This window comes from Bacillus sp. BHET2, from assembly GCF_005938125.1.
Lineage (GTDB): Bacteria > Bacillota > Bacilli > Bacillales > Bacillaceae_B > Rossellomorea.
This window is the reverse complement of sequence record NZ_VCQN01000002.1, coordinates 48,820-74,166: the sequence shown is the minus strand read 5'-3', so window position 1 is coordinate 74,166 and position 25,347 is coordinate 48,820. Positions and strand designations below refer to the sequence as shown.

25 protein-coding genes are annotated in these 25,347 nt (G+C 39.4%); 22 read left to right on the top strand and 3 right to left on the bottom strand.

Annotation, left to right across the window (positions count from 1 at the left end):
* The first annotated feature begins 72 nt into the window (after nt 1-72).
* The 6 genes from pstC to FGG79_RS10000 all read left to right on the top strand — a co-directional run bounded on the left by pstC (nt 73) and on the right by FGG79_RS10000 (nt 6,155).
* Nucleotides 73-990, top strand: coding sequence for a phosphate ABC transporter permease subunit PstC (pstC, locus tag FGG79_RS10025; RefSeq protein ID WP_481747273.1), 918 nt, complete (start codon nt 73-75; stop codon nt 988-990).
* Nucleotides 990-1,877, top strand: coding sequence for a phosphate ABC transporter permease PstA (gene pstA, locus FGG79_RS10020; RefSeq protein ID WP_138777876.1), 888 nt, complete (start codon nt 990-992; stop codon nt 1,875-1,877). Before pstC ends, pstA begins: the two co-directional genes overlap by 1 nt.
* A gap of 18 nt (nt 1,878-1,895) precedes the next feature.
* Nucleotides 1,896-2,711: a phosphate ABC transporter ATP-binding protein PstB gene (gene pstB / locus FGG79_RS10015; protein WP_138777874.1), complete on the top strand. Its 816-nt coding sequence runs from the start codon at nt 1,896-1,898 to the stop codon at nt 2,709-2,711.
* Nucleotides 2,712-2,734: 23 nt separating this feature from the next.
* Nucleotides 2,735-3,508, top strand: a complete 774-nt coding sequence (pstB, locus tag FGG79_RS10010; RefSeq protein WP_138777872.1) for a phosphate ABC transporter ATP-binding protein PstB — start codon at nt 2,735-2,737, stop codon at nt 3,506-3,508.
* 46 nt (nt 3,509-3,554) lie between these two features.
* Complete coding sequence (gene phoU / locus FGG79_RS10005) at nt 3,555-4,214, top strand: phosphate signaling complex protein PhoU (protein WP_138777870.1); 660 nt, start codon at nt 3,555-3,557, stop codon at nt 4,212-4,214.
* A gap of 180 nt (nt 4,215-4,394) precedes the next feature.
* On the top strand, nt 4,395-6,155 hold the full coding sequence (locus tag FGG79_RS10000) for a methyl-accepting chemotaxis protein (RefSeq protein ID WP_138777868.1): 1,761 nt from the start codon (nt 4,395-4,397) through the stop codon (nt 6,153-6,155).
* 199 nt (nt 6,156-6,354) lie between these two features.
* Here the strand turns inward: FGG79_RS10000 and FGG79_RS09995 are convergent, their stop codons facing one another.
* On the bottom strand, nt 6,355-6,705 hold the full coding sequence (locus tag FGG79_RS09995; RefSeq protein ID WP_138777866.1) for a hypothetical protein: 351 nt from the start codon (nt 6,703-6,705) through the stop codon (nt 6,355-6,357).
* 352 nt (nt 6,706-7,057) lie between these two features.
* On the opposite strand from FGG79_RS09995, the gene FGG79_RS09990 reads away from it, so the two are divergent.
* The 9 genes from FGG79_RS09990 (at nt 7,058) to FGG79_RS09950 (ending at nt 15,302) form a co-directional block, all read left to right on the top strand.
* Nucleotides 7,058-7,759 carry a DUF4912 domain-containing protein gene (locus tag FGG79_RS09990; RefSeq protein ID WP_171050885.1) on the top strand — a complete coding sequence of 234 codons (702 nt, stop codon included), beginning with the start codon at nt 7,058-7,060 and terminating at the stop codon, nt 7,757-7,759.
* Nucleotides 7,756-10,080, top strand: coding sequence for a glycosyltransferase (locus FGG79_RS09985; RefSeq protein WP_138777862.1), 2,325 nt, complete (start codon nt 7,756-7,758; stop codon nt 10,078-10,080). The genes FGG79_RS09990 and FGG79_RS09985 overlap by 4 nt, the downstream gene beginning before the upstream one ends.
* On the top strand, nt 10,077-11,084 hold the full coding sequence (locus FGG79_RS09980; protein WP_138777860.1) for a nucleotidyltransferase family protein: 1,008 nt from the start codon (nt 10,077-10,079) through the stop codon (nt 11,082-11,084). The genes FGG79_RS09985 and FGG79_RS09980 overlap by 4 nt, the downstream gene beginning before the upstream one ends.
* Nucleotides 11,085-11,090: 6 nt before the next feature.
* Complete coding sequence (locus FGG79_RS09975) at nt 11,091-11,672, top strand: hypothetical protein (protein ID WP_138777858.1); 582 nt, start codon at nt 11,091-11,093, stop codon at nt 11,670-11,672.
* A 57-nt stretch (nt 11,673-11,729) separates the two neighbouring features.
* On the top strand, nt 11,730-11,879 hold the full coding sequence (gene rpmG, locus FGG79_RS09970) for a 50S ribosomal protein L33 (protein WP_064091498.1): 150 nt from the start codon (nt 11,730-11,732) through the stop codon (nt 11,877-11,879).
* Nucleotides 11,880-12,022: 143 nt separating this feature from the next.
* The gene (locus FGG79_RS09965) at nt 12,023-12,589 is read left to right on the top strand and encodes a 5-formyltetrahydrofolate cyclo-ligase (RefSeq protein WP_138777856.1); all 567 of its coding nucleotides are present in this window, start codon (nt 12,023-12,025) and stop codon (nt 12,587-12,589) included.
* Nucleotides 12,579-13,361, top strand: coding sequence for a DUF92 domain-containing protein (locus FGG79_RS09960; protein WP_205688824.1), 783 nt, complete (start codon nt 12,579-12,581; stop codon nt 13,359-13,361). Before FGG79_RS09965 ends, FGG79_RS09960 begins: the two co-directional genes overlap by 11 nt.
* Before the next feature lie 81 nt (nt 13,362-13,442).
* Nucleotides 13,443-13,622, top strand: coding sequence for a hypothetical protein (locus tag FGG79_RS09955; RefSeq protein WP_138777852.1), 180 nt, complete (start codon nt 13,443-13,445; stop codon nt 13,620-13,622).
* 114 nt (nt 13,623-13,736) lie between these two features.
* Complete coding sequence (locus FGG79_RS09950; RefSeq protein ID WP_240794250.1) at nt 13,737-15,302, top strand: rhomboid family intramembrane serine protease; 1,566 nt, start codon at nt 13,737-13,739, stop codon at nt 15,300-15,302.
* On the opposite strand, the gene FGG79_RS09945 is transcribed toward FGG79_RS09950, so the two are convergent.
* Nucleotides 15,299-16,177: a hypothetical protein gene (locus FGG79_RS09945; protein ID WP_138777850.1), complete on the bottom strand. Its 879-nt coding sequence runs from the start codon at nt 16,175-16,177 to the stop codon at nt 15,299-15,301. The genes FGG79_RS09950 and FGG79_RS09945 overlap by 4 nt on opposite strands.
* A gap of 140 nt (nt 16,178-16,317) precedes the next feature.
* Between FGG79_RS09945 and FGG79_RS09940 the strand changes: the two genes are divergently transcribed.
* The 7 genes from FGG79_RS09940 to FGG79_RS09910 all read left to right on the top strand — a co-directional run bounded on the left by FGG79_RS09940 (nt 16,318) and on the right by FGG79_RS09910 (nt 24,606).
* A complete protein-coding gene (locus tag FGG79_RS09940; RefSeq protein ID WP_138777848.1) occupies nt 16,318-17,778 on the top strand; it encodes a spore germination protein in 1,461 nt (486 codons plus the stop codon).
* Between the two features lie 151 nt (nt 17,779-17,929).
* Nucleotides 17,930-18,136, top strand: coding sequence for a YqgQ family protein (locus FGG79_RS09935; RefSeq protein WP_138778831.1), 207 nt, complete (start codon nt 17,930-17,932; stop codon nt 18,134-18,136).
* Nucleotides 18,137-18,141: 5 nt separating this feature from the next.
* Nucleotides 18,142-19,110 carry an ROK family glucokinase gene (locus FGG79_RS09930; RefSeq protein WP_138777846.1) on the top strand — a complete coding sequence of 323 codons (969 nt, stop codon included), beginning with the start codon at nt 18,142-18,144 and terminating at the stop codon, nt 19,108-19,110.
* 583 nt (nt 19,111-19,693) lie between these two features.
* Nucleotides 19,694-21,571 carry an LTA synthase family protein gene (locus FGG79_RS09925; RefSeq protein WP_138777844.1) on the top strand — a complete coding sequence of 626 codons (1,878 nt, stop codon included), beginning with the start codon at nt 19,694-19,696 and terminating at the stop codon, nt 21,569-21,571.
* Between the two features lie 107 nt (nt 21,572-21,678).
* The gene (locus FGG79_RS09920; protein WP_138777842.1) at nt 21,679-22,875 is read left to right on the top strand and encodes a M14 family metallopeptidase; all 1,197 of its coding nucleotides are present in this window, start codon (nt 21,679-21,681) and stop codon (nt 22,873-22,875) included.
* A gap of 313 nt (nt 22,876-23,188) precedes the next feature.
* Nucleotides 23,189-24,292 carry a YqgU-like beta propeller domain-containing protein gene (locus tag FGG79_RS09915; protein ID WP_138777840.1) on the top strand — a complete coding sequence of 368 codons (1,104 nt, stop codon included), beginning with the start codon at nt 23,189-23,191 and terminating at the stop codon, nt 24,290-24,292.
* A complete protein-coding gene (locus FGG79_RS09910; protein ID WP_138777838.1) occupies nt 24,292-24,606 on the top strand; it encodes an MTH1187 family thiamine-binding protein in 315 nt (104 codons plus the stop codon). The genes FGG79_RS09915 and FGG79_RS09910 overlap by 1 nt, the downstream gene beginning before the upstream one ends.
* Before the next feature lie 367 nt (nt 24,607-24,973).
* Here FGG79_RS09910 and FGG79_RS09900 read toward each other — a convergent pair whose 3' ends face one another.
* Nucleotides 24,974-25,333, bottom strand: a complete 360-nt coding sequence (locus FGG79_RS09900; RefSeq protein WP_138777836.1) for a winged helix-turn-helix transcriptional regulator — start codon at nt 25,331-25,333, stop codon at nt 24,974-24,976.
* Nucleotides 25,334-25,347: the final 14 nt, after the last annotated feature.

Below are 25,347 nucleotides of genomic sequence, written 5' to 3'. Positions count from 1 at the left end.
TTAAATAAATTGATAGGGTAAATGCGTTAGGGCATTTACCCTATTATCTCGTATTTAGGGGTGTTTACGGATATGGAAAACAAACTACCTGCCTCAAAGAGGCTGATTAAAAGCAATAGATCTTGGATGAACGGCGAATTTAAGGGGAGATTTTTGGTGACATTAAGTGCAATCATTATGATTGTCGCAACAATATCCATTACGATTTTCTTAACTTCGAAAGGTTTACAATCATTTATTAAAAATGGTGTAAGTCCAATTGAGTTCTTAACCAGTTCAGATTGGAATCCTACAGGTGAGAATCCACTGTATGGTGCTCTTCCGTTCATTTTTGGGTCCTTTGCTGTCACTATTCTTTCTGCTTTAGTCGCAGCACCGCTAGGTATTGGAGCGGCTATCTTTATGACGGATATTGCCCCATCATGGGGAAGAAAAATCATGCAGCCGATTGTTGAACTCCTTGTCGGAATTCCTTCCGTTGTTTATGGATTTATAGGGCTTACATTATTGGTTCCTTTCATTCGTGAAAATTCTTCCGGTATCGGGTTTTCATTGTTGGCAGGAATGATTGTATTATCAGTAATGATTTTACCTACCATCACAACGATTGCAACTGATGCCATGAGTTCATTGCCGAAAAGTTTGCGCGATGGATCATATGCATTAGGGGCAACGAGATGGCAAACCATTCGGAAAGTGTTGGTTCCAGCTGCACTACCAACGTTACTAACAGCTGTCGTTCTAGGTATGGCAAGAGCATTCGGTGAGGCTTTGGCTGTACAGATGGTTATAGGGAATACAAGAGATCTTCCTCATAGTGTTTTAGATGCATCTGCAACGTTAACAACAATTATTACGCTAAATATGGGACATACCACTTATGGAAGTGTGGAAAATAACACTCTTTGGTCAATGGGTCTGATTCTACTAATCATGTCTTTCGTATTTATCTTATTAATTCGCTACTTATCATCTAGGAGGAAAATCTAATGAATAGTAAGAGAGCAGACAAGATTGCTACAGGTATTTTCATTGGTATAGCAACTATTATTATTGCCTTATTAGTTGCTCTATTTTCTTATATATTAATTAAAGGTCTTCCATATGTTACATGGGATTTCTTAACCACTCCATCCAGTGCAGTACGTGCAGGTGGAGGGATTCGTGATCAATTATTTAATTCTTTCTATATCCTGCTTATTACAATGGTCATAACGGTTCCTCTTGGTGTAGGCGGAGGCATATATATGGCTGAATATGCCAAGCCGGGGAAAATAACGAATACCATTCGCTCATGCATAGAAGTTTTGGCATCATTACCATCTATTGTAATTGGAATGTTTGGATTACTAGTGTTTGTTAATACGACTGGTTGGGGTTATACCATTATTGGGGGAGCGCTAGCCTTAACGGTATTCAACTTGCCTGTATTGGTACGTGTAAGTGAAGATGCCATCAGAAGTGTTCCCCGTGAACTGAAAGAAGCTAGCTTGGCGTTAGGAATTACCAACTGGCATACGGTGAAGACAGTATTAATTCCAGGAGCCTTCCCATCTATCTTGACAGGTGCCATCTTAGCATCAGGGCGCGTATTTGGTGAGGCAGCCGCCCTGTTATTTACTGCAGGCCTGTCCACCCCGAGGTTGGACTACTTGAATCTCAATCCGTTTTCACCGACATCACCATTAAACCTTTTCAGACCAGCTGAAACGCTTGCTGTTCACATCTGGGCAGTCAATACACAAGGTTTAATTCCTGATGTTGATGAAAAGGCAGCTGGAGCATCAGCCGTTCTGATTCTTAGCGTATTAATCTTTAACCTTGGTGCTCGATTCATCGGGAGCTACATTCATAATAAAATGACGGCGACAAAATAATAGAAGGTGTGATAATACATGTCGGTTCAATTAGAAATAAAACAGGAACGGTCCTCAAAAGGAGCAGAACAAGTCAAAAAAGAGACCATTATTGATGTTCAAAATTTAGACTTCTATTACGGAGATAATCACGCGGTTAAAAATGTGAATATGGAAATCGAAAAAAATGCTGTGACAGCTTTGATTGGTCCTTCAGGTTGCGGGAAGTCAACTTTTTTACGAACAGTTAACCGCATGAATGATTTGGTGCCAATCGCTCGGGCGGAAGGTAAGATTATGTATGAAGACGTCAATCTTCTAGGTAAGAATATTGATGTTGTAGCACTCCGGAAAGAAATTGGGATGGTATTCCAAAAACCAAACCCATTCAGTAAGTCTATATATGAAAACATTGTACACGCGTTGAAGTTTTCAGGCGTCAAAAAGAAAAGCGTGCTGAATGAGCTAGTAGAAGAAAGCTTAACAAAAGCCGCACTTTGGGATGAAGTAAAAGATCGTCTTCATACTTCAGCACTTTCACTATCTGGTGGGCAGCAACAACGGTTGTGCATTGCAAGGACGATCGCAATGAAACCGACCGTCATGCTATTGGACGAACCTTGTTCGGCATTAGATCCAATCTCGAATGCGAAGATTGAAGAATTGATAACCGATTTAAAAAAAGAGTACACAATAGTGATCGTGACTCATAATATGGGACAGGCATCCCGTGTCTCTGACAAGACAGCATTCTTTTATAATGGTGATTTAGTAGAGTTTGATCAAACAGAGAAAATTTTCACGAATCCATCAGAAAAGAGAACGGAAGACTATATTTCAGGGCGTTTCAGTTGATCATTTAGTTGGAGGGGTTTCGCGTGTCAGTAGCAACAACGAAAAAAACGGCTTTTAATGTAAATGATTTAAATTTATGGTATGGAAATAACTATGCATTAAAAAATATTACATTTCCTATTTATGATAAAGAGGTAACGGCGATCATTGGACCATCAGGTTGTGGGAAATCAACATTCGTTAAGACTTTAAACCTAATGAATCGCTCTGTTCCAGGGATTAAAATGTCCGGTGAAATCAACTATGATGGAACGAATATCCTCTCTGATAAAGTGGATTTAGTTGAATTAAGGAAAAAAGTAGGGATGGTATTCCAAAAGGGAAATCCATTTCCTCAGAGCATTTATAACAATATTACATTCGGACCAAAAGTACATGGGGTCAAAAAGAAAAAAGAGCTTGATGAAATTGTAGAGTCAACTTTGAAAAATGTTGCGTTATGGGATGAAGTAAAGGATCGATTAGATGCCCCGGCAATGGGTCTATCGGGCGGGCAGCAACAGCGTCTTTGCATTGCCAGAGCTTTGGCAACAAAGCCTGAAATCCTATTGATGGATGAACCGACATCAGCATTGGATCCTATTTCTACAGTTAAAATTGAAGAGTTAATCGGTGAGCTTAAGAAACAATATACGATTGTCATTGTCACTCATAATATGCAGCAGGCAGCGAGGGTTTCTGATAAAACCGCCTTTTTCTTATTAGGTGACTTGATTGAACTGGATGAAACCGATAAAATATTTTCTAATCCCACTGATAAAAGAACAGAAGATTACGTGTCGGGGCGATTTGGATAATTTTTGAATATACATCTTCATCATTACTTTGCAAAGGGGAATTAGGATGGCTATAAGAAGAAACTTTGATAAAAATTTAAAAGAACTTAAAGAAAAGTTGTTTGAAATGGCAGATCTTGCAAAAGTATCTCTGAAAGAGTCCGTCGAAGCCTTAAAGACACAAGATATCGAAAAAGCTGAGGAAATCATCAATAAAGATCATATTATCAATCGATATGATAATGAAATCAATAATCTTGCCATAATTTTGATTGCAAAAGAATCACCTGTGGCAACGGACTTACGGAAAATCATCTCTGCGTTAAGAATCTGCTCTGAAATTGAACGTATTGGGGATATGGCCACGAATATCGCAAAATCCACGTTGCATATTGGGAATCAAAAATTAATAAAACCGATTGAAGAAATTCCTAACATGTTGGCTATTGCAGAGGAAATGCTCGAAGAAGCGATGATGGCTTTTTACTCCGAGGATGCTTCCATGGCCAAAAAAGTCGCGGACCGTGATGATGAGGTAGATGAATTATATGGTCTATTAGTAAAGGAATTGATGACCTATATTCCTAACTATCCAAATGATATCAACCAGATTACTCAACTGGCCTTTACGTGCAGATATATTGAGCGCGTAGCGGACCATGTTACAAATATTTGTGAAAATGTCATATTCTTAGTAACAGGTGAACGTTTTGATTTAAATAATTAATGGAAAAAACATCTCTTCAGATAATGAAGGGATGTTTTTTTTTCTTGGATTCATTTTGTTAAGCGGGTCAATATGAAGGAGTGTAAAGATTATATTAAGATATTGGTGAAAGTATAGATAAAATGGGTATTTTGGTACATATTCTTAATAGACACAAAGTAATGTATACAGGAGGACTAAATGAAAAAGATACCATTGCCCTTGAGAAAGTACGTACGGATTTTTAAAAAACATCGCTTTTTTTCTAACTGGTCATTTCAACATTCCATTAAAAATAAACTTGCCTATACGTTCATGCTGAATGCTATATTGTTTATATCTTGCGTAGGCTTGGCTTTATTTAGTATGAACCAATTAATGCAAGACATGCGATTTATGAAAGAGACTGGTGAGGATTCTGTTGAAGTAACTGAACTTAGTAGACTAATTAATGCAAAAGATATTCGGATTGCAGATTACATAACATTTATGAATGATGAAGATGTGAAAGAATATCGGAGGTTACGGTCAGAGCTTAAATCTAAAACGGACAAGGTACTCACTAACATAAACGGTGAAGACAAAGAACTGGTTCAAACATTTTCACAAAAAAATCAGACCATAGACGATTTATTTATTAAAGAAATTGCTCCAGCTGTCGTGCGCTTAGATGAAGAGATCTATACCGATGCGAGAAGGAAGATTAGTATCCTTAGAGATGAGAACAATAAACTATTATCAGAAATACGTGATCGTACCCTTCAAAAGCAAGAAACGGTTATGAGAGCAACGGAAAAAAATATGAATACTCTTTATATATGGTTGATAGTCTTTGTCTTACTTTCATTCATCACTAGCGGAATAATTGTAAACCTGGTATCGAATAATATCAAGAAGAGCATTGCTAACATTCTTACTGTTACCCAATCTGTTGCCCAAGGCGATTTGAGCCATTCGATTCATCCAACAAGAAGAAAAGATGAAATTGGTCAATTAAATTCATCTATCAGACATATGGTAGAACGGTTAAGAGAGCTTGTCGTAGCGATTAAAGATGGCTCTTATACAGTTCAAAGTAATAGTCAGCATATTAAGCATCTGGCCGATTCTATCAATGCATCAAGCCATCAAGTTTCCGCTTCTATGTATAGCCTTTCCAGTAGTTCTGAAGAGCAAGCAGTTTCAGCTCACCAATTGAATCATAATTATCAAACCTTCAATGATCAAGTAACGCAAGTCGAATTGAACGGTCAAACTCTTTTAACACTGTCTTCATTTATGCAAACGATCACAGAAAAAGGTTACGAATCAATGAATTCTACTATTAATCAGATTGAGATGGTTTACGATAAAATCAAAAAGACCTATAATCTTCTTGATAAACTAGAAAACAGTGCAATGGATATCAACACCCTCATTAAAACGATAAAGAAAATAGCCGACCAGACCAATTTATTGTCTCTTAATGCATCCATAGAGGCAGCAAGGGCGGGAGAAGCCGGCAAAGGGTTCTCTGTTGTAGCCAACGAAGTTCGGAAACTATCTCAAGAGGTAGATTCTTCATTAGTTGAAATCAATCATAGTGTGGTGAATGTTCAAAAAATATCCGATGAAGTATCGAGATCGTTAAAAGATGGTTATATGGAGCTTGAGACAGGAAAAGAGTATATCGACTCGACTGGAGACAACTTTAAGGAAATGAAAGAACAGGTTTCGGGCATGGTTCATAATATAAATGAAATCTCAGGTAGTCTGGAATTATTAAAGGAATATAAACTTCACATTCAAGAGGCTTTTCAAAGCGTATCTGCTGTTGGAAAAGAATTTAAAGATGGTACGATCACCATAAATTCTTCGGTTCAAGAACAAAATGGTTTAATTGAAACCCTATATGTCCAATCCGATGACTTAATTCAAGAAGCGGATCAGCTATCAGAGCTCGTGAAAACGTTTAAAATGTAAGTTGTATCTAGCTATCGCCCTTTAGACTAAAAATCGAGAGAATTTAACAATTTTTAACATTTCTGAAATTTTAAAAAAGAACGGCTTACCCAAAGAGAGGGAAGCCGTTCTTTTTTAATTCATCAGGTAGAACAAAAATTCTATGGATGATTTACCTGGATTCATGCACCGTTCAATATTTTTGGGAGTGGTCAAAACGTTACAGGTTTGCATTGCCCTTGGACTGATTAATAATGGTAAGGACGTCTTCTTTTGGAAGCACTGACTGTTTCGTGATCTGGTCGATATGTACACCTTGCTGGTGAAGAGAAATCACTTGATTCTTAATGATTTCATTTATTGGCTTCTTTTTGAATGTCAACTCCCCATCCATCATCAGCTCTTCCTCAAGAACTCGTATCCTCTTCTTTAACTGATAATGCTCCTGAAGTACATTCATTGACAATTCTTCCATTTCTTTTTCAATATCACGATACCGATCTCGTTGGAAAAACGAAATGACGAGTAATAGGATAGAGAAGCTTACTAATCCAATGAATAGTAATTCCACTATATCACCTCTTGCTGTAGTATTCTCCTTTAGTTATAGCATAGTTAAGGGTGTATCTCTATATGGTAGAAGGATAAATGTGTAGGGAAAACCAGTTTTTTGTCGAATCCCTTTCATCCCTTCACATAGAAAATTGTCGTTAAAAAGATGTAACCGCTTTAATGGTGATTCATTGAAATAAATTACAAAAAAAATGCAAGTTGAATGCTATTATCACTACGTTTAACAAGATACGACAAAATGTGTTCATTGTAGGTTTTTCAATAGGGTGTTACGATAAATTTAAGATTAATTGTCATAATTTTTAGATTGAATGTATATACTATTTGATTACCTTATGGGAGGTATCGTTTTGATCACAGAAATTATTAGGTTGAAAGATCAAGGAGTGTCATTCAGGAAGATTGCAAAAGAATTGGATACAACTGTAGGAAAGGTTCAATACCAATGGGTAAAGTACCAGAAAGCTTTAGGAAATGTCACAGAACCTGAGGAGGTGGAGAAAATTGAATCAGTCGCACCGAAGAAGCGAGTAGGACGAGCTTCATTAGGCAGAAATATGCCAAGGCAAAAAGCAAATCATCCACTAACAACAGAGTTATCGGTTACATTTTCTTCTCCTTCTAGAATCTATTGCTATTGGGACATTTCACAAGAATGGATTCGGCACATACAAGATCATTTCAAAATGAATTCAGAGCCTCAGCCGTATGTTCTCCGTTTATATGATATTACTTCGATTTCCTTTAACGGGCATAATCACCATGCCTATTCTGATACATACGTCCCCTTTACAGAGTCGGATTGGTTTGTAAACGGATTAAAGGAAAACAGGAGTTATACCATGGAAATAGGGTTACGGTTACCTTCAGGTGACTTTGTTGCCATCTCTCGATCCAATGTCATTCACACACCTAGAACTTCTCACCATCAAGAATCCCATAGCATGAAAGAATTGGCAGAATTTGAGCAAGGTTTAATTAAAGAACCGAAGTGGGTGGAGCATGTGAGTACCTACTCGTATTATATTTTGAATCGGGGGGAGAAAGCATGAACAGGGATTCAACATTGATTGTTCATCCACAATTTAACGAATTCATATTCTCACAAAGGTACGAACAGGAAGATTTATTTTCTGCATTACTCCTTGAAAACGGAGAACTGATCGATATCCTTCAGCGGAACGAGGGGAATCCTATTCCTGTCGTGATGAATCCCCAGCTTTTTTCTCTATTCATGTGTGAAGAGTTCAAGGAAAGGGCCCAATCCATTATTCAATCCAATCTTCTTCAAGCGAGGCCACATGATAGGAATAAGTGGCAGTTGATTTACTCTCAATGGTCTACCCATGATATGAATCTTGTACAAGCTTATAAGAATCTGGTAGTGTCAGGAAAAGCCATATTGATACCAACGACGGTCAATTCGTTTCCGTTAACTCATTACCGGACTCCAAGAGCCATCGAATCTCAAATTCAAATGAGTTTATTATTATATAAACATCACTTCCAGGAAACCCCAACATTATTTTGGCTGCCTCAGGCCGCATATGTACCAGGCATAGATCTTTACCTTACTCAGCAAGGAATCGAAGTCAGCTTTATTTCTTCATTCTCGTATGAACATAGTGAAAAGGAGCACGATAGCGGAGTCATCCGATCCCCTAGAGGTTTGAAACTCATGCCCGTATCAGAGGCTCGTATTGAATCCTTTGGGCAACACGGCTATTCCCTATCAGTTGCCATAATTAAAGATATTACTGAATATAAAGATTTAAAGAGTCTTATAGAGGAGAGGTCCCCCTGTTCGATGGACAAATGGTTGAAAAAGCCTACTGCTCTATCAAGGGTTGGCTTCGGATACCTTGGTATGGAGAAGCAAACTCCGATACTATCTGACGTAGCCATAAAGAATTTACGGATAGCCCATCGAATGGAAGAGCAACTGGACCAATTGTTCACGCTTTCTGAGCCAACAGAGTTGACTCATCAGCTAATGAGAGAATGGGTCGCCTGTATGGAAGGGGTTCATGCGAAGGAAGGATTAACCACGTTGCATTTTGATCTGTTACTTGAACAGGTGATGGATGGGAGATGTGATGAACATTTACTCCTTCACAGGAGAGAGGTCAACTTCATTCCATCTGACGAAATTCTGGGTAAGCTCTTTTCAGGAGGCAGGACAGAGGAAAGGGAGAAAGGAAATTCAGTCCTTATTCTTTCATGGGAGTATCCGCCGAACATAGTGGGAGGGTTATCGAGACATGTATATGATTTAGCCAATAATCTTGTGAAAAAAGGAAAACAGGTGCATGTTCTTACAACGAAAGCAAATGATGCACCTACACTTGAAATTATGGAAGGTGTCACGATCCATCGGGTGCACCCTCTGCATCCCTATGAAGAGGATTTCTTTAAGTGGGTATTTGATTTAAATCAGGCTTTCATTCATTACGCCCATAATTTAATGAGAGATGAAAGAATTACTCATATTCATGCTCATGATTGGATTGTATCAACGTCCGCGATGAAATTAAAGGAATATTATACCCTTCCACTTATCACGACTATTCATGCAACAGAACACGGAAGGAATCAAGGGATATATACCGATTTGCAACACAAGATTCATAGGGAAGAGCAGCTACTCATAGGGGCATCTGATCATCTGATTGTATGCAGCGAACATATGAAAGAAGAAATCAAGAGTCTATTCACGATTGATGCCCCGATTGCCGTAATACCAAATGGAGTGGAGCTTAAAAAGCTGGATCAGTCTTCCGCTTATTCGTTTAAACAGCCATCGTCACATTATTTCTTTTCAATCGGAAGAATGGTTCATGAAAAAGGGTTCGATACAATCATTCGGGTAGCTTCACAATTAAAGAGAGAAGGATTCAATGTCTCATTTGTCATAGCAGGAAAGGGGCCAATGCTTGAACATTACCGCCAAATGGTCATCCATGATGATCTATCGGATATTGTAAAATTCGTTGGGTACATTTCTGACAGAGAACGGAACGACTATTTAAAGAATTGCTTAGCTGTCGTTTTTCCAAGTCTTTACGAACCATTCGGTATTGTCGCTTTAGAGGCGATGGCTTTCCGCAAAGGGGTGGTCGCTTCTAATACAGGAGGGCTTAAGAGCATCGTCAAACATGATCAAACCGGATTATTGTTTGAGCCAAATCAGGAACAAAGTCTTTATACCCAACTGGTCTCATTAATTGAAGATCCTTTAAAATCGGAAAGGTTAGGAAAACTCGGATTTAAAATGGCCCAATCTATGTTTAGCTGGGATCGAATCGCAGACCAAACCATACATGTATACGAAGATGTACTTCTTCAAACAAAAGTGGAAGGGTTAAAAAGATGAAGGCCGTTATATTGGCAGGTGGAGAAGGTAAGCGTTTAAGACCTTATACAATGTCGATTGCGAAGCCGATGGTCCCGATTTTGAATAAGCCAATTCTTGAATATAGCATTAATCTTCTCAAGGCATATGGAATTAAAGATATCCTGATTACAACATGCTATAAAAGTGAAACCATTAAAGAATACTTCGGAAATGGTAAACGATTCAATGTGAATATCACCTATCTCGAGGAGAAATCGCCACTCGGCACTGCAGGGGGCGTATTTCTGGCCCGCCATAGATTTCGTGAACCGTTTCTTGTCTTGAGTGGTGATGCCTTTACGAATCTTCCCATCGATAAGGTCATTGAATTTCATTATGAGAAAAAAGCAGTGATGACGGTAGTCGCAAAGGAAGTGGCAACTCCTAAAGAGTATGGAATCTGCCACGCAGACGAAAATCGTAAATTAGTTGAGTTCATTGAAAAGCCTCTAGAGTGGGAAGGGAATGAGGTGAATACGGGGGTTTATATGCTGGATCCCCTGCTACTTGATCGCTATTCCCATAAGGACGTCAGGGATTTTGGTCAAGATTTTATTCCCCAACTTCTGTTAAATGATGAAGAAGTTTATGTGTTTAAGACAAGTGCCTATTGGAGGGACATCGGTAATCCTGAAGAATATAAGGGTGCAAGGGAAGACCTCATGAAGGGCCAATTCTCTCACCCCTCATTAATGAAAGGATTCAAGGGTTCAAAAGACTTTATGGAACCCTTCATTACAAGGCTACAAGTAGCCTGTCCGAATGGAAAGAAGCCTATGGTCCTTGCTAAATTGCTCGAAACGGTTCCTTCATCCTCAAGCCAAAAAGAAATCGTGTTTGATCATAGGGATGGTGGAAGTACGAGAATCATCAGTGACCCGAATAGAGGCTTCATTATTTATTCCAAGGCTGAAAGACGAAATCTCGCTATGGAGCTTGCAAGGTATTATAGAAAGAAAATAAAAATCTGGCAAAAGGTGTAGAGGCTAATGAAGGAGAATCTGAATCGAAATTTCCATATCCAAGGAATAGCCTGGAACAAGAATAATGAGTACGTACCCCTTCATTCAGAAAACGTATACTCACTTACGGGAATACAAGTGCAAATCAAGGAAGAAGTCCAAGTGTGGGGAGAGTCCTTCACATTTGAAATGGAAAATACAACAAAGGAAATGAGGAACCTAAAGGTATTCTTCCTGATTGAGTGGCTTGGTTGTAAGGAGGATGGAGTGGGAGTCCTTTCTTTATCGAAGGATTCATTTTGGAATTATAGTGGAAAACTTGTTGCCATCACCAATATTGTTTCGTGTGCCGAATCTGTAAAAAAGTCCATTTATCCTCTAAATTTAAAAGGACTACAGCTATGGAAAAAATCCCTTTATAAAGGGAGCCTTTACTACTATCCAATAACTAATGGTCTAAATATGATGGTCTATATGCTGGACTTTTCATTCAAGCCTTTTGAAGTGAAAAATGGAAAAGTATATGCCATCGAAGGAGCTATGGAAGAAGAGGTTTCAAATTTAAGTGATAGAATTAAAAACGGACTAGCATTTCCCGGGGAAAAGTGATATTATAGAAAAGTCGTATGAATAGTAGAAGTTGTATATGTTTGGAGGGAAATAAAAATGCGTGTAAACATTACTTTAGCTTGCACAGAAACTGGTGAGCGTAACTATATTACTACTAAGAACAAACGTAATAACCCAGACCGTTTAGAGCTAAAAAAATATTGCCCGAAATTAAAGCGTGTGACTCTTCACCGCGAAACGAAATAAGCAGCCGGATTTTATCCGCTGCTTTTTTTTATGCATTTTTCCTAATATTAGATCGATCCACTTTCACTTATAGGTCATCAGTCATCGCATTTCCATGTAATATCCATTAAAATAGTATCTGTATAGGAAGGTGGAGGGATAGGATGATAAAGAAAGAGTTAAGGAAATCGCAGCTTCAAGTGTTACAATCGATTGATCATTTAGAGTTTCAACATAAATGTTTTGAGATAGAACAGCGCCTCTTTCAGTCCCCTGAATGGGCTGCGAGTAATATGATAGGAATAACTGTATCAAAAACTCCTGAAATCAACACATGGAATATCATTAAGAGGGGGTGGGAAGAGGGGAAAACCGTAGTAGTGCCAAAGTGTTTCCCGAAGAACCGTCAATTGGTCTTTTATGAGTTGAAGGACTTCCGTGAATTGGAACAATCTTTTTTTGGTTTATATGAACCGAATCCCGATAAATCAAAGTCAGTACATCATGACTCCATTGAATTAATGATCGTACCTGGTTTGGCTTATACAAAGAGGGGGTATCGCCTTGGGTTTGGTGGGGGGTATTATGACCGGTTGCTCTCTGAGTATTCAGGACCAGCGATGTCTCTCGCCTTTGAAGAACAAATAATCGAAAAATTGCAAATTGAATCTTTCGATATGCCTGTGAAGTCACTCTTGACGGATAAGGGACGAATCGATGGTGAAGGCTGAGTATTTTTTTCTTATTTTCTTTATAGTTGCTATCGCTCTTTTAGGATGGAGAACCAGAAACTTACGCTTTTCCGGTGCCGTAATGAGTGTGATTATCGGTTTATTCATCAGTTATGCTTACGGTGTTAGGGGCTTATTCGTATTAGGGGCATTCTTTCTCTCCTCAAGCATTTGGTCCCATTTATTTAAAAAGGCTAAGCTGGGAATCGAAGAACGGCTCGCCAAAACGTCTATAAGAGATTGGCAGCAAGTACTGGCCAATGGAGGACCAGCTGCACTATTTGCTTTATTATTCGCTGTGACCGGAAATGATGTGTGGACTTTAGGCTTTGTGGCAGCGATAGCCGGTGCAAATGCTGATACCTGGGCCTCTGAAATTGGTCCCCTTAGTCGGAACCAGCCGTTTTCTGTCAGATCGTTCAGGAGAGTTCCGAAAGGTACATCCGGAGCGGTTTCCATTATGGGGACGATAGCTGCTCTTTTGGGTGCAGCTTTCATTTCAATGGTCTCGATGCTTGTGTTGGAAGGAATGGATACTCCTCTCTTTTTGCTTATCATTTTTTCCGGTTTTTTGGGAAACCTCATGGATACAGTACTGGGGGCATATATCCAGTTGGAATTTAGGTGTAGAGTGTGCGGGATACAAACAGAATCAACCTGTCACTGTGGAAAACCTACGGATAGAACGAAAGGTTACTTGATGAATAATGAGCTTGTAAACGCTCTTTCAAGCCTTTTTGCCGGAGTAATCATGTTGTTTCTTTATTGGTAAGCACATAATGTGAGAAATTTAGATGAAATCGTGGGATAAGGGAGTAGATTTTGATCCAAACTATTAGTAGGAGGGATCATCATGAACGGATGGACAAAATGGTTAGTGTTAGGCGGTTTGGTTCTATTCCTGATTCCAAACCGATATCGATTATTAAATATAGTCCTTGGGAACTTCCTCATTCGAAAATTCGCCGTTAAAGCAGCGATGGGGATACCTGGCATTCGCTCAAAATTCATTCAAGGTGCATTTAGAGGATAACATGAGTGTAAAAAGATTGTAAGGGGGTATGAAACACTCTCTTACAGTCTTTTTTGTTTTACAGTTTAAGAAAGGGTTAGGTATAGTAGGGATAGATAATTGAGGCAAATAGGATTGCTATACATAAAAAGAGCTGAAGAGAAAGTAGTGGATTATGTGGATTTACGATATCATTATTTGTTTTGGAAGATTGCCCACCACTTAGTGGAGAATAAACATTACCGAATCCTTAACCTTTCTCCAGAACAGGATGAAATATGGTTGGAGAACACAGGTATTAAAGAATGGGACATCATCCGACTCGTTCGTAAAGATTTGGATTGGGGGAACTGGGTCAAGCGAGATTTGGAATTAACCTCAGTGAACGGAGAGAAAATCAGGAAATCCTTGAAGAAGAGACAGCTTAAAGTAAGAAGTATTTACATTTCAACTTATCCTCCTGTGGATTCTGATCCTGAATTATTCTATGAATCCGTTACTAGACAAAAGATGACGATCCAGCCTACCCTGCTTCATGGTGATGAAAGTGTTGAAACGCTAAGGAACGATCCTTTTTTTAATGAAGGGAAATGGGAGCTTCCCCCTGAAGTGTTGGCGTCAAACGTGGACTGGGTGAAAAATATGACCATGACCGCGTCTTCCAAGCATCTTCAAAAGGAAAGACAGCTCTTCGAGAGGGGAAAACCATTCTTTACTTATTTCTTCATTGCCCTTCAGTTAATTATGTTCTTTATTCTTGAACTGAATGGAGGAAGTAAGAATTCACAAACGCTTATTCAATTCGGTGCTAAGTACAACCCGCTCATGATTGAAGGAGAATGGTGGAGACTCGTGACTCCGATCTTTCTACATATAGGATTCATTCATCTACTCATGAACACACTCGCCCTTTATTATCTGGGAACGGCTGTGGAGAAAATGTTCGGTCGAATTCGGTTCGTTCTGATTTATATGTTGTCCGGCATGACAGGCACTCTAGCAAGCTTTTTGTTTACATCCAATCTTTCAGCCGGAGCAAGTGGGGCAATCTTTGGCTGCTTCGGTGCTCTCTTGTACTTTGGTGTGTTGTATCCAAGAGTGTTCTTCCGGACGATGGGGACCAATATCATTGCCGTCATCCTTTTAAATTTAGTCTTGGGTTTCACCATTTCCGGTATTGATAATGCTGGGCATATTGGAGGGCTGATAGGTGGATTCCTTGCTGCGGGTATCGTAAGTTTGCCTAAGGCTTTCCAACCTCTCCGCCAATTGCTATTCCTTGTGGTAAGCATCGTGCTCATAGGGGGATTGGTATGGAATGGAGTGGGAACGGATTCAACCTCCTGGGATGTCGATACAGTGAACGGAGTGGCTCAAGAAAAGATTTCAAATGAACAGTGGAAGGAAGCTGAGGAAATTCTGACTCCTGTTGTCGAGGAAGGAGAACCGAATGCACAGACCTATTTCTACCTTTCTTATGCCGAAATCAAGCAGAATAATCTGGCTGGGGCGAGGGAGCATTTGGTACAGGCTATAAAAGAAGATGGCCAATTTCATGAAGCTCATTATAATCTCGCATTAATTCTACTAGATGCCAAAGAGAGAGAGGAAGCTCTTATACATGCAAAAAAAGCCTATGAATTAAATAGGCGTGAAGAAAAGTATGAAAAGCTTTATAAAGAATTACAGGGAAATAGTTAAAGGGAAATCTGTTGCCTGAGTATGGTTGCTTCACCGTTTTTATCAATAAGCAACACAAGGATTTCCTTTCGATCTTTATTCACCATGATAAGGGGGATAGCACTGTCGATTGAATCAATAGTAGTGCCGTCCTCTTTCTTTATCCCTAAATAATAGTTTTTGTAAAGTCCCTCCCAGAGGTTTCCAATCAATCGATCCCATTCCTGCTGAGTGAAACCTTTCAAAGGTTGGCTCTCTAGCTTAGGCAGGTCAGTCAATGGGAAAGTTGTATATTCTTCAATGGGAATCTTCATAGAAGAGATTGCCTTTTCCCATAGATAATCGAGTTGTTGAGTCGTCACCTTGTCCAAGATGCTTTTCCACTCTTTTTCAGCCTCCGTACCTGGTTCGCGAAAAGCATTTAGCGGACTGAAATTGGAATCAATTACATATAAAGTGTCTTCGGACATCTTTTGGGCACTTGTAAAGTCAGTATCCGATTCATGTATTTCCGAATAATGGAAAGATACAGCTTGGAGAAGACTGCTCTCCTTCCCTTTTATCATCGATTCCTCAACAATTTGATCCGTATCCTGCTCCCATTCATTCATGAGCCCCTTCAATCGTCCATTCATAAATAAAAAGCCGACATCCTGACGTAAATAAGCCGACGTATCAAGCTTTGATGCGATTTTCCAGTTCACTTCATAATGATCGTTTTTCTTCTCGGGTTCGAGCATGAGAATCGTGGTCGCATTTTGATAGAGGACATTTTCATTTATTGGAAAGAAAATGATACTTTCCTTCGTTTCTGGTTTGTATATAAATTGTATACCAAGAGCAAGGACACACATGATTACAAGAAACGGCATAGCTTCTATTAGTCTTTGTTTCATTTCGTTCACTCCAGTGGTTTGTCCATTTTGTACATATTATGAAGAACTATAATTGAATATGATAGGATGTATGATTTATAGCTTCTTTGTCAAGGATGGTAAAGATGGAAAATCATGTAAAGATAATGGAGTGAAGGCTGATGTCAAATGAAAAGAAAAAGCCTGTCTCTACTCAGATCGAAGCAAACACCAATTACTTAAGGGGTATCCTAGCAGTAGATAAAAGCTTTGATGTAATACAATTGGATCTTGTGTATGCTGAGAGAAAAATGGCGATGTTTTTAGTGGATGGCTTTGTTAAAGATGATATCATGCATTATCTAATGGAGTTCTTAGCGGGCATTAGTCCTGAACAGTTAAAAGAGGATACGTTAGAAAAGCTATTGAAGACGTACATTCCATACATAGAAATTGAACAAGTGGATGATCTTAATCAGGTTATCGATTTAGTTTTAGCAGGTCCAACCGCCCTTGTCGTAGATGGTATTGATAAAGTCATTATGATTGATGCGAGGACATATCCAGTCAGGGGACCACAGGAACCGGATATCGAAAGGGTTGTAAGAGGCTCAAGGGATGGGTATGTTGAGACGATTGTATTTAATACTGCACTAACAAGAAGGAGAGTGCGAGATCCTTCTCTCCGAATGGAATATATGCAAATCGGGAGAAGGTCGAAAACGGATATAGTCGTCAGCTACATTGAGGATATAGCCGATCCAAACCTCGTTCATAAAATCAAAGATGCCCTATCCAAGATTGATACAGATGGTCTTCCCATGGGTGAAAAGACGCTTGAGGAATTCATAGCAGGACGACATTGGAATCCGTATCCTTTGGTAAGGTACACGGAAAGGCCGGATACAGCTGCTGCTCATTTATATGAAGGACATGTGTTGATTATGGTGGACGGATCTCCAAGTGTGATGATTACACCGACCACATTCTGGCATCACCTTCAGCATGCAGAGGAATACAGAAATAAGCCATCTGTTGGGGCATACTTACGTTTTGTGAGATTTATCGCGATATGGTCTTCGATTTTCTTACTGCCTCTATACTATTTATTCGCGATTCATCCCGAACTCCTGCCGGAAGCATTTGCCTATGTGGGCCCAAATGATGTAGGAGAAGTACCCTTATTCCTACAATTTTTAATCATTGAGATTGGGATCGATATTCTGAGGATGGCTGCCATTCATACACCTTCTTCCCTAGCAACTGCACTAGGCCTTGTTGCTGCGTTAATGATCGGTCAGGTAGCAGTGGAAGTGGGCCTCTTTATTAACGAGGTCATTCTGTACCTTGCCATCGCAGCGATCGGGACATTCGCTACACCGAGCTATGAGATGAGTCTGGCAAATCGTTTGGTAAGAATCTTCTTATTGATATGCACTGCTTTATTTGGCGTTTACGGATTCGTCATTGGTGTATTCTTATGGATCATTATGTTATCGAGAATGAACTCCTTCGATATCCCATATATGTGGCCATTTATCCCGTTCAACTTCAGGGCATTCAGGGATGTATTCCTTCGATCACCTATGCCGTTAAAGAACAGGCGCCCGCGATTTTTACACCCGAAAGACCCTGATCGATAAGGTCGATAGAAAGAGATTTTCTTATTGGATCTTCCTATAAGGAAATCTCTTTTTTACTGTTCTTTGATTCTTGCAAAGCTTTTGTTATCTATTGAGAAGAGAGGGGTTTTCACTTATACTTTATTAGGAGAATAGAAAGCAGGTGTATGGCATGAAAACGATTTATGATATCCAACAATTACTAAAAAGTTATGGAACGATCATATATGTTGGGCATCGTCTTTCCGACCTGCAACTAATGGAAGGCGAATTAATAGAACTATATCAATCTCAACTGATCGATATGCGAGACTTTCAGACAGCTTTGTTATTGTTGCGCCATGAGATTCAAATCGAAAACGATAAACAGGACAGGTGATAAAAATGACAGAAAAATGGTTGGTTGGAGTAGATTTAGGAGGAACGACGACAAAGATTGCATTTTTGAGTAAGTATGGTGAACTTTTACATAAATGGGAAATCCAAACTGATAAATCTGATGATGGCAAAAACATCATTGTAAACATTGCTAAGGCCATCGATAAAAAGCTGGAAGAGTTAGATCAACCAAAAGAAAAACTAGCTGGTATCGGGATGGGTGCACCTGGACCTGTTGATATGGCAAAAGGAATCATTTATGAAGCGGTCAATTTAGGTTGGGACAAAAATACACCATTAAAGGATTTACTTGAGATGGAAACGGGATTATCGGCTGTGATTGATAACGATGCAAACTGTGCCGCATTAGGGGAGATGTGGAAAGGTGCTGGAGATGGAGCAAAGGATCTCGTGTGTGTGACTCTTGGAACAGGAGTCGGCGGCGGAGTGATCACTAATGGAGATGTGGTCCATGGGGTGAAAGGGGCAGGTGGAGAAATCGGCCATATCACCGTCGTTCCAGAAGGTGGATTTCAATGTAATTGTGGAAAGACGGGTTGTTTGGAAACAGTTGCTTCAGCTACTGGGGTCGTTCGACTAGCAAATAAAAAACTGGACTCATCCACGGAAGCATCAATGCTTCGAACCATAAGGGATGAACAGGGTACAATCAGTGCCAAAGATATTTTTGATTCAGCGAGGGAAGACGATGGACTTGCCCTTGAAGTCATCGACCAGCTAGCCTTTTATTTAGGTTTATCCCTTGCGAACCTTGGAAATGGGCTGAATCCGGAGAAAATCGTAATTGGTGGAGGTGTTTCCAAAGCGGGTGAAATCCTATTAAAACCGGTTGTGAAATTTTTCGAGAAGTTTTCTTTCCCTACAGTCCGTACTTCCACGAATCTGAGTATTGCTACCCTTGGCAATGATGCTGGTGTCATCGGGGCAGCCTGGTTAGTCAAGAACAAGATTTAAGGAGAATGGTGAGTCACTAGTTTATATTCTAAAGTATGGTTGAATATTGGATAGTTTGTGAGTGGAAAAAGCAAGTAGTGGTTGATTACAGAGGAGAAGCAACGCTGTACTGACAAAAGCGACATATAAATCCAGAAGAGAGCTTTCCTGAAGGGAAGGTTCTTTTTTGTTTTGGCTGTTTTCGTAAAGATTGTGCACTGGACCCATAAAATTGGACACCTATTTTATGGGTCCAGTGCACTTAGACGAACGGGGTCTCGGCACGCCTCGCTACATTCAATAGCAACAAATTTACGACAAGAGCCTTTGTTTTAGTAGTCTTTAATACCTAATGACATTAGAACTGTTTTTTAATAATCATGTTTTTTTGAAACTTTAAACGGTTTCAATCGTCTAATAGTATGGGGAAGTGATAAAGGCTTAACTATTAATTTTACGCGGCCAGTATGAAAGATGGATTGACTCTTTGTAAAAAAAGGATTAAGATGAGGCAAGGTTATTTACAAAAATTACCTAATATTACCATTTGTATTTCAAAGGTGTTACATACGAATGCATCGTTTGTAGCAAGGAGGTTGATTGAATGAACTTGAAAAAGCCGCAAAAGGTACCGCTGATTATCATCGCTGCGCTGCTTCTTTGGATTAAAACGTACATTGTCTATAAAACTAGCTTTGATATTAAGATAGAAAATACACTCCAAGAACTTATTCTATTCATAAACCCGCTGAGTTTCTTACTATTCATCTTCGGAATAGGATTACTCCTAAAGAAGGATAAGTCCCGTACACACTACATTATCGCTACAAGCTTCGTCCTCTCGTTTATCCTATATGGAAACGTCGTTTTCTATCGATTCTTCGATGACTTTTTAACATTGCCAGTCTTATTTCAAACGAGCAACTTTGCTGACTTGGGCACGAGCGCAAGCGCAATCATGAGCTGGAAGGATCTATTTTATTTCACAGATGTGATTGTATTGATTCTCTTCATTAAGTTAAAACCAACTTGGTTCTCTTTACAAAACTATTCCAGAGCGAACCGACGTGCTTATTTCCTCGTTGCGACAGCACTTGTTTTCTTTAACCTAGGCTTAGCAGAGTCGGAAAGACCACAATTATTGACGAGGACATTCGATCGTGAAATGTTGGTCAAAAATATCGGGACATATAATTATCACGTATATGATCTTTTCTTGCAATCAAAGTCATCTGCACAGAGAGCACTGGCAGATGGAAGTGAATTGTCGGATATTGATAACTATGTCAGAGCAAGTTACATCGAACCTGACAACGAAATGTTCGGTGTAGCCAAAAACAAAAATTTGATCATCGTGTCTCTTGAATCCCTTCAAAACTTTGTCATCAATAGTGAAGTGAATGGTCAGGAAATTACGCCTTTCCTTAATGACTTTATCGGAGAAAGCTATTACTTTAATCAGTTCTATCACCAAACACAGCAAGGGAAAACATCTGACTCTGAATTCATTCTGGACAACTCTCTTTATCCCTTGAATCGTGGAGCTGTATTCTTTACTCATTCTGGGAACGAGTTTGAATCCATGACAGAAAAGCTCGGAGAAAATGGCTATTATACAACCGCCATGCATGCGAACAATAAAAGCTTCTGGAATCGTGACATCATGTATGATTCCTTAGGATATGAACGTTTTTATTCATTACCGGATTATGATGTAACGGAAGAAAATTCTGTTAACTGGGGTATGAAAGACATTCCATTCTTCGAACAATCGGTTCAACATATGAAAGAGATGCCTCAGCCTTTTAGCACGAAGATGATTACCCTGACAAATCACTATCCGTTTACATTGGATGAAGAAGATCAGCTGATCGACCCGTACACATCCAATGACGGAACGGTTAATCGATACTTCCAAACTGTTCGTTATATGGATGAAGCAGTGAAGAACTTCATAAACAATTTAAAGGAATCTGGTTTATATGAGAACTCTGTCATCGTGATGTATGGGGATCATTATGGTATTTCAGAGAATCATAATAAGGCGATGAGTCAATATCTAGAAAAAGATATTACACCATTTGTAAGCACACAGCTTCAACAGGTGCCAATGATTATCCACATTCCCGGTCAAAAAGGGAAAACCATTTCAAAGGTTGCCGGACAAGTCGACTTGAAACCGACGATCATGCACCTTCTTGGGATCGACACAAAGAATGACATTCAGTTTGGTTCTGATCTCTTCTCTGATGGTCATGAAGATCTTGCCATACTCCGTGACGGTCGATTCATCACGAAAGACTATGTGTATGCAGGTGAACAATGCTGGAATAAAGAAACAGAGGAAAACACAGACATGAAGTATTGTGAGCCATTCAAAGAGCGTGTTGATAATGAGCTCGAATACTCCGATAAAATCATTTACGGTGATCTTCTTCGATTTTATAATGAAACCGAATATCGGGATCATGATAAACAATAGATGATAGATGAAAAGCTTGCGAATTTAGAATCGCAAGCTTTTTTTGTCATGAATTATTGAACGCTTCATACATGTAAGTAAGGACATATGAATGGGGAGGTTCTATCATGAAAGTGAAAGTTCGCAGTGGCGATTCCTTTTGGTATTACAGCCAATTATTTTATATTCCGATTGAGCTGATCATCGATTCGAATCCGTCTATTGAACCAAATCGATTAAAGATTGGCACTGAAATTAAACTCCCTGGTTTTTTAGGTAAGGAGTACCCCATCAAAAGTGGTGACTCATTTTGGAAGCTTTCCCAACAGCTAAATATTAATGTTGATGCTTTACTCTTGTTGAACGAAGGAGTCGATCCGAATGAACTTCAAATCGGTTCACGCATCAGGTTGCCAGCGAGAGTAGTTTCTCCAATTGTCAAAGGCAAACAAGCCTATAATTCAATAAAGTTTGAAGAAGTAGTACAGAGCTTAAAAGAAGTTTATCCTTTCATTAAATTAAAGTCGATAGGGGAAAGTGTATCGGGAACGGACCTCATTGAAATGCGTGTGGGAAACGGAAAGAAAAAGGTTCACCTGAATGGATCTTTTCATGCAAATGAGTGGATCACCACGTCCATCCTCATCACCTTTATTAATGATTATTTATTGGCTTTGACGAATGGGCAATCCATCAGAGGGATACAAGCTCTACCGGTATATCGTGAAGTGACGATTTCGTTCGTCCCCATGGTTAATCCAGATGGGGTGGACCTCGTGTTGAATGGACCAACTAAAGAAAAAAGAAACGAATTAATCCAAATCAACAGGGGAAGTACTGATTTCACTGGATGGAAAGCGAATATAAGAGGAGTGGATCTGAATAATCAGTTCCCTGCTAAATGGGAGCTTGAGAAAGAAAGGAAAGAAGAAAAAACACCAGCTCCGAGAGATTTCCCAGGATATAAGCCTCTTTCTGAACCTGAAGCAGCTGCAATGGCAAGGCTTGCCGAGCGGGAGAACTTTGATCGCCTTCTAGCAATTCATACTCAAGGAAAAGAATTTTACTGGGGCTATGAAGGTTTGGAACCGCCTGAGGCTTCAAAGCTTGCCGCAGATTTCAACAGAGTGAGTGGATACGAGTCTGTCCGCTATATCGATAGTTACGCAGGATACAAAGACTGGTTTGTTCAAGAATTTAAGAAAGCAGGATTTACTATCGAGTTGGGGAAAGGAATAAATCCATTACCACTTTCCCAGTTCAATGAAATTTATCAAGACGTATTAGGCATATTCCTCGTATCGGTTTATAGATGGTATGAGTAAACCCTCGAACCTCTAGTCAAGGGATGAGACAAATGCTAGAGGCGGATTGAACACCTATTGAGAGGGTGAAAATTCACTCGAAAAATCTTTGGTCATGTTCCAGAAATAACTATTGTAGAAAATGAAAATCAGGAGTAGAATAAATCATCATCTCATTAAAAAAATAATCAATCGTGGTGACAACAATGGTGTATGCATGAGCATCAAGTCATCACTTTTTTTGAATTTTTGTAATGTTTTTTTAATAATTTTGAAACATTTTCACGTCTAAAACGTACTAATGGATAAGGATTATACGGGGAGGGGGAAGCGGATGAAAAAGATTGGCGCGACGATGCTTGTAATAATGATATGTATGCTAGGGCTTGCTGCCTGTCAAGCTGGAGAAACATCATCTTCTCCCTCAACAAAAGTTCAGGCTGAACGGAAAGAAGTCAAAGCAAATATTCTTCCTGCAGAGGGATTCATCGAAAATGTGGGATGGCTGTCCAACTCGGAAATTCTTTCTGTGAAAAATGGAGAGAGTGCTACTTCTTTTTATAACTATAATGTTTATGATGGAAGTAAAGAGAAAATTTATGAAATTCCTTCGTCATACGTAAGCGCAAGCATTTCTCCGGATAGAGAAAAAATACTCATCCAGTCTGCTCCAACCTCCTATTCAGCTCAGGTGACGATTATCGATCAATCTGGTGGTGTATTGTTTCAAGAGAATGTACCTTCCTATGAATTGACTTATTCTTGGAATCATTTTAATGAGGATACTTTACTAATGACCAGCTTTAGCGAAGATTGGAGTTTTCAAGTCTTTCAAATAAACATTGAAGAGAACACAATGGACCCTATTGAAGTCAATCAGCCATTTGTCCAGTGGCAATCGGAATCTTCCGTTCTTTTTCAAGAGTGGGATGCAAAAGAGGTCAGTGTTTCGGCTCCTCTAATAGCGCAAAATATTCTCAATGATAAGACAGAAATGGTCGTGGACGCGAGTATCCACTTTAATCAATTCAGTGATACTCTGTTATCGATCTTTTCCCGTGAAGAAGAGGGACCATTTACGTATCAGTTCATCACCTCAAATGGAGAGATTCAGTCTGAATTCACTGTTGAACTTTTGAGCCGTTACTCTGATTGGTTAGTTCCTTATTATGATATGATAGAAGGGGAAAATCAGTTGATTACATTCGTGGCAAATGAACCAGGTTCCTTTGATACCTACTCAGGAGCGTTCTCTTTACAGAAATGGGACATAGCTTCCGGCAAAGAATCCCTTCTGTTAGAGGACATTCCACTAGAGCCTATTCAGTGCTCGAAGAATGGTGAATCCTGTTTATATGGAAATCAGCTGGAGAAAGTAATCAACCTGAAGAAATCAACCATCAGGCATCTATTAAAAGAAGAAGGAGCAGATATGTAATGGCAATCGTCGATGTAACGGTCATACCAATTGGAACCGAATCTCCAAGTGTAAGTTCCTATGTAGCGGATTTGCATAATATCCTCAAGGGATATGAGGAAGAGGGGAAAATTCATTTTCAGCTTACTCCAATGAACACCATTATAGAAGGCGAACTTCCTGTTTTATTTCAAGTAATCCAGGACATTCATGAGTCACCATTTAACAAGGGGATCAAACGGGTTGCAACCAATATTAGAATCGATGACCGCAGGGATAAGAAGTCGACAATGGAAGGAAAGCTTTCTTCTGTTCAACGTAAATTAGATCAATAAAGTATAAAAAAGAGGCTGGGACAAAAGGGTTTTAGCCAAAGAAAAATCCGAACAATTATTCGATATTCTTTCATGAAAATCGAAAACGTTCGGATTTTTATTGTTATTTTAAAAGCATATACAGTGTATTTAACTGGTTCTAGCTGTTGATTGGAGTGCAAGACGAAGACTCCTGCGGGAAAAGCGGAATAGGTGAGACCCCGCAGGAGCGTCAGCGACGAGGAGGCTCGCCTTCCGCCCCGAGGAAAGCGAAGTCTTGCACGGAAATCAACAGCGGTGTCACAAGAAACCCTAACATGGTCTTATATCCTGATTGTTCGTTTTTCGATTATATTGATTTGGTTATGTCCCAGCCTCTTTTTTATCGTCATGCTTCTTCATTTTTAATCAGCACTTCACTTTTGTCAGGATAGGTTTTTTCTATATGCTGTTCACCCCATTCACATAGCATGTCTAAAGGTTTTTTTAATGACCATCCATACTCTGTTAATTCGTACTCTACTTTGGGGGGGACTTGATTATATATTATTCGATTAATGACTCCGTCAGCTTCGAGTTCTCTCAGTTGCTGGGTTAACATTTTCTGAGTGATTCCTGGCATCAATTTTTTTAATTCGCTGGTTCTTCGCTTGCTCTTGATCAAATGGCAGAGAATCACTACTTTCCACTTGCCTCCGATCACTTCCAAGGAAGCTTCTACCGGAATATTGTATTTTTTCAATGTCATTTCCTCCTCGTCAA

What these genes read in the sequence shown, in the direction of transcription:
- pstC (WP_481747273.1), top strand. Translation starts at nt 73, where the DNA reads ATGGAAAACAAACTACCTGCCTCAAAGAGGCTGATTAAAAGCAATAGA.
- pstA (WP_138777876.1), top strand. Translation starts at nt 990, where the DNA reads ATGAATAGTAAGAGAGCAGACAAGATTGCTACAGGTATTTTCATTGGT.
- pstB (WP_138777874.1), top strand. Translation starts at nt 1,896, where the DNA reads ATGTCGGTTCAATTAGAAATAAAACAGGAACGGTCCTCAAAAGGAGCA.
- phoU (WP_138777870.1), top strand. Translation starts at nt 3,555, where the DNA reads ATGGCTATAAGAAGAAACTTTGATAAAAATTTAAAAGAACTTAAAGAA.
- FGG79_RS10000 (WP_138777868.1), top strand. Translation starts at nt 4,395, where the DNA reads ATGAAAAAGATACCATTGCCCTTGAGAAAGTACGTACGGATTTTTAAA.
- FGG79_RS09985 (WP_138777862.1), top strand. Translation starts at nt 7,756, where the DNA reads ATGAACAGGGATTCAACATTGATTGTTCATCCACAATTTAACGAATTC.
- FGG79_RS09980 (WP_138777860.1), top strand. Translation starts at nt 10,077, where the DNA reads ATGAAGGCCGTTATATTGGCAGGTGGAGAAGGTAAGCGTTTAAGACCT.
- FGG79_RS09975 (WP_138777858.1), top strand. Translation starts at nt 11,091, where the DNA reads ATGAAGGAGAATCTGAATCGAAATTTCCATATCCAAGGAATAGCCTGG.
- rpmG (WP_064091498.1), top strand. Translation starts at nt 11,730, where the DNA reads ATGCGTGTAAACATTACTTTAGCTTGCACAGAAACTGGTGAGCGTAAC.
- FGG79_RS09965 (WP_138777856.1), top strand. Translation starts at nt 12,023, where the DNA reads ATGATAAAGAAAGAGTTAAGGAAATCGCAGCTTCAAGTGTTACAATCG.
- FGG79_RS09955 (WP_138777852.1), top strand. Translation starts at nt 13,443, where the DNA reads ATGAACGGATGGACAAAATGGTTAGTGTTAGGCGGTTTGGTTCTATTC.
- FGG79_RS09945 (WP_138777850.1), bottom strand. Translation starts at nt 16,177, where the DNA reads ATGAAACAAAGACTAATAGAAGCTATGCCGTTTCTTGTAATCATGTGT.
- FGG79_RS09940 (WP_138777848.1), top strand. Translation starts at nt 16,318, where the DNA reads ATGTCAAATGAAAAGAAAAAGCCTGTCTCTACTCAGATCGAAGCAAAC.
- FGG79_RS09935 (WP_138778831.1), top strand. Translation starts at nt 17,930, where the DNA reads ATGAAAACGATTTATGATATCCAACAATTACTAAAAAGTTATGGAACG.
- FGG79_RS09930 (WP_138777846.1), top strand. Translation starts at nt 18,142, where the DNA reads ATGACAGAAAAATGGTTGGTTGGAGTAGATTTAGGAGGAACGACGACA.
- FGG79_RS09925 (WP_138777844.1), top strand. Translation starts at nt 19,694, where the DNA reads ATGAACTTGAAAAAGCCGCAAAAGGTACCGCTGATTATCATCGCTGCG.
- FGG79_RS09920 (WP_138777842.1), top strand. Translation starts at nt 21,679, where the DNA reads ATGAAAGTGAAAGTTCGCAGTGGCGATTCCTTTTGGTATTACAGCCAA.
- FGG79_RS09915 (WP_138777840.1), top strand. Translation starts at nt 23,189, where the DNA reads ATGAAAAAGATTGGCGCGACGATGCTTGTAATAATGATATGTATGCTA.
- FGG79_RS09910 (WP_138777838.1), top strand. Translation starts at nt 24,292, where the DNA reads ATGGCAATCGTCGATGTAACGGTCATACCAATTGGAACCGAATCTCCA.
- FGG79_RS09900 (WP_138777836.1), bottom strand. Translation starts at nt 25,333, where the DNA reads ATGACATTGAAAAAATACAATATTCCGGTAGAAGCTTCCTTGGAAGTG.